Source organism: Paraburkholderia sp., from assembly GCF_034668105.1.
In the GTDB taxonomy this organism is placed as follows: Bacteria; Pseudomonadota; Gammaproteobacteria; order Burkholderiales; family Burkholderiaceae; genus Paraburkholderia.
In genome coordinates this window covers 1-4,410 of sequence record NZ_JAXDPY010000394.1, presented here as the reverse complement: position 1 = coordinate 4,410, position 4,410 = coordinate 1, and the positions used below count along the sequence as shown (strand labels likewise).

The 4,410-nt window shown below is 62.0% G+C and carries 2 protein-coding genes; one reads left to right on the top strand and one right to left on the bottom strand.

The genetic code is table 11. From position 1 onward, the window contains the following. The first annotated feature begins 213 nt into the window (after positions 1-213). Positions 214-3,801, top strand: a complete 3,588-nt coding sequence (locus QOC89_RS17625) for an indolepyruvate ferredoxin oxidoreductase family protein (protein ID WP_323046193.1) — start codon at positions 214-216, stop codon at positions 3,799-3,801. A gap of 163 nt (positions 3,802-3,964) precedes the next feature. On the opposite strand, the gene QOC89_RS17620 is transcribed toward QOC89_RS17625, so the two are convergent. Continuing rightward, positions 3,965-4,410 (bottom strand): copper homeostasis protein CutC (locus tag QOC89_RS17620; RefSeq protein WP_323046192.1); only part of this gene is annotated, 446 nt, incomplete at its 5' end.

Sequence of the window (4,410 nt, the reverse complement as noted above, 5' to 3'; positions counted from 1 at the left end):
ATGGACCAGGGCATACCCGAACCCGCCCGCTGCGTGGCAGATCCATCTCAAAACTTCATTAAAACGCGCGGGTCGTCGCGCTCATTCGCCATTCGCGTGAACAAGTAGAAAAAATTCACTCCAATCGGCGCTAAAAAATAGAGTCTCTTTCGCCGCGTCACCTCTTGTGGCCCCACACCACGGCGCGCGGATGCAAACATTGGAGACTCACCCATGACCGCTCGCCTGCCCATCGACGGCACGCCCGCTCTCGCCGACTACAAGCTGTCCGACAACCTCACCGCCACGCGCGGCCGCATTTTCCTCACCGGCACGCAAGCGCTAGTGCGCCTCGCGCTGATGCAGCGCGCGGCAGACCGCGCGCGTGGCATGAACACGGCCGGCTTCATTAGCGGTTATCGCGGCTCGCCGCTCGGCATGGTCGACCAGCAGTTGTGGAAAGCGAAGAAATTGCTCACAGCGAGTGATATTCGCTTTTTGCCGGCGATCAACGAGGAACTCGGCGGCACCGCCGTGCTCGGCACGCAGCGGGTGGAGTCAGACCCGGAGCGCACCGTCGAAGGCGTGTTTGCGATGTGGTACGGCAAGGGCCCCGGCGTGGATCGCGCGGGCGATGCGCTGAAACACGGCAATGCGTACGGCTCGTCGCCGCATGGTGGCGTGCTGGTGGTGGCGGGCGACGACCACGGTTGCGTGTCGTCGTCGATGCCGCACCAGAGCGACTTCGCGTTGATGGCGTGGCATATGCCGGTGGTGAATCCGTCGAACATTGCCGACATGCTCGAGTTCGGCCTGTATGGCTGGGCGCTGTCGCGCTTCTCCGGCGCGTGGGTCGGCTACAAGGCGATTTCGGAAACGGTCGAATCCGGCTCGACGGTCGACCTCGACGCACTGCAAACCGAATGGGCGACGCCACAGGATTTCGAAACACCCGCAGGCGGCCTGCATAACCGCTGGCCCGATCTGCCGAGCCTGACAATCGAATCGCGGATGCACGCCAAGCTCGACGCCGTCCGTCATTTCGCGCGCACCAACAGCATCGACAAATGGATTGCGCCGAGTCCGCATGGGAACGTCGGTATCGTCACGTGCGGCAAGGCGCATCTGGACTTGATGGAAACGCTGCGCCGGCTCGATCTGACCGTCGCCGATCTGGAAACGGCCGGCGTGCGGATCTACAAGGTGGGACTGTCGTTCCCGTTGGAAATGACGCGCATCGACGCGTTCGTGTCCGGTTTGTCCGAAGTGCTGGTGATCGAGGAAAAAGGTCCGGTCATCGAGCAGCAGATCAAAGACTATCTGTACAACCGCACGCAAGGCACGCGTCCGATCGTGATCGGCAAGAATGCCGAAGACGGCACGCTGCTGCTGTCGTCGCTGGGTGAATTGCGGCCGTCGCGCATTTTGCCGGTGTTCGCGAACTGGCTCGCGAAACACAAGCCGGCGTTGGATCGCCGCGAACGTGTGGTCGATCTGGTGGCGCCGCAGATTCTCTCAAATGCCGCGGATAGCGTGAAGCGTACGCCGTATTTCTGCTCGGGCTGTCCGCACAACACGTCGACCAAAGTGCCTGAAGGTTCGATCGCGCATGCGGGGATCGGCTGCCACTTCATGGCGTCGTGGATGGAGCGCGATACTACCGGCCTGATTCAGATGGGCGGTGAAGGCGTCGATTGGGCCTCGCATTCGATGTTCACGAAAACGCGCCACGTATTCCAGAATCTCGGCGACGGTACCTACTTTCATTCGGGCATTCTCGCGATCCGTCAGGCGGTGGCCGCGAAAGCCACCATCACGTACAAGATTCTCTATAACGATGCAGTCGCGATGACGGGCGGCCAGCCGGTCGACGGCAGCATCTCCGTGCCGCAGATCGCGCGTCAGGTGGAGGCCGAAGGTGTGTCGCGCTTCGTCGTGGTCAGCGACGAGCCGGAGAAATACGACGGCCATCACGACCAGTTTCCGAAGGGCACGACGTTCCACCATCGCAGCGAAATGGACACCGTGCAGCGTGAATTGCGCGACACCGACGGCGTGACCGTGCTGATCTATGACCAGACCTGTGCGGCGGAAAAACGGCGTCGCAGGAAAAAAGGCGAGTTTCCCGATCCGGATAAACGCCTGTTCATCAACGAGGAAGTTTGCGAAGGCTGCGGCGATTGCGGCGTGCAATCGAACTGTCTGTCGGTCGAGCCGGTTGAGACCGCGTTGGGGCGCAAGCGCCGCATCGATCAATCGTCATGCAATAAAGACTATTCGTGCGTGAACGGTTTCTGCCCCAGCTTCGTCACCGTGGAAGGCGGCAAGCTGAAGAAAGCCGCAGGCGCCGCTTTCGATCCGGCAGCGCTCGCCGCACGCGTCGACGCGCTGCCGATTCCCGCGACGCATCTCGATGCCGCGCCGTACGACATCCTGGTGACGGGTGTCGGTGGCACGGGTGTCGTGACGGTCGGTGCATTGATCAGCATGGCTGCGCATCTGGAAGGCAAGAGCGCGTCGGTACTCGACTTCATGGGCTTTGCACAAAAGGGCGGCTCGGTGCTGTCGTTCGTGCGCTTCGCCGCCCGCGACGAGTGGCTCAACCAGGTCCGCATCGACACGCAACAGGCCGACGTGCTGCTCGCCTGCGATATGGTAGTGGGCGCGAGCGCCGATGCGTTGCAAACGGTGCGTCATGGGCGCACGCGGATCGTCGTCAACACGCACGCAATTCCGAATGCGACTTTCGTGCAGAACCCGGACGCGACGCTGCACGCCGACGCGCTAATCGACAAGATGCGTCACGCGGCAGGCGCTGAGCGCATGTCGACGTGCGACGCCCAGGCGCTTGCTACACGTTTCCTCGGCGACACCATCGGCGCGAACATTCTGATGCTCGGCTATGCGTGGCAACTCGGCCTCGTGCCGGTCTCGTTCGGCGCGATGATGCGCGCGATCGAGTTGAACAACGTTGCCGTGCAGATGAATCAACTGGCGTTTTCGATCGGGCGTGTTGCTGCGGACGACCCGGCCGCGCTGGAATCGCTCTGGCAAGCACGCCAGCTGGCCAGGCAACCGGTGCGTGTCGATACGCTCGACGAACTGATCGCGCATCGCGAGGGCCGTCTCCAGACGTACGGCGGTGCGCGCTACGTACAGCGTTATCGCGCGCTGGTCGATGCGGCGCGGCGCGCCGAAACCTCGGTCGATGCAAAGAGCGAACGTGTTACGCGTGCAATAGCGACGACGTTCTATCGTCTGCTTGCGGTGAAGGACGAATACGAAGTGGCGCGTCTGCATACGGATAGCGCGTTCCGTGAAGCACTGGAAGCGCAATTCGAAGGCGTGGCAGGCAAGGACTTCGGCATCAAGTTCCATCTCGCGCCGCCCACACTCACGCGTGCTCCGGCGGGCGTGAATCCGACCAAGAAGACTTTCGGTCAATGGATGTGGCCGGTGCTCGGCGTGATGGCGAAATTCAGCGGTCTGCGCGGCACGATGTTCGATCCGTTCGGCCGTACGCTCGAACGCAAAATGGAACGCGAACTCGCCGACGACTACGAGACCACCTTGCAACGCGCGCTCTCGAAGCTCGATGCGAACAATCTCGAAGACGTCGCGAAGCTGGCCGATTTGCATGCTCGTGTACGCGGTTATGGTCACGTGAAGCTCGCGAATCTGGCCGGTGTGAAGCGCGGCGAGCGTGATCTCGCTGCGCGCTTGCAGATCGAAGCAGCGACCAGCGCGTCGGTGAAGAAGTCGTTGGAAGAGGTGAAGGGCGCCGGACAATTGCGCGGGATTCCGGTGGTCGTCGCGAAGTAACTTCGTTCGCACGTGCGATGAAAAATGCCGCTTCGGGTTGAACCTCGAAGCGGCTTTTTTTGCCTGATGGATTTGCTACAGGTTGCCTCTAGTAGCGTGGATCTTCTGCCGGATCGTTTTGCTACGTACTGCGCCCAATAGCGCTGACTGTCTTCCTGATGAATCAGCTAGGCTCTGCGTCCAGCAGCGCTCGCACCTGCGCGACTTTCGCCGCATCGACGGGCGCGAGTCCGTTGCCGCCAACCCGTACGCCCGAACCGAAGTGAACCGCCTGAACTTGCGTCGCGCTCACGAAACCGGCCACCGCATCGATCGTCAAACCCGCGCCCGCCAGCACCGTGCAATGTGAGCAGGTCGCTTGCCGCACCAGGTCGCGCATGATCGACTCCGCCTGCAGTACCGAAGGTTTGCCACCCGAGGTCAGGACATTCGTCACGGCATCGAAACCGAGCAGCACGTCGAGCGCTTGTCGTAGATCACGCGTTTCGTCGAACGCACGATGGAAGGTGATGGCCAGACCATCCGCCGCATCGATTGCGCGCGCCAGGCCTTCGCGGTCAATCTCACCGTCCGCCGTCAGCATGCCGATCACCACGCCGTTCGCTCCGG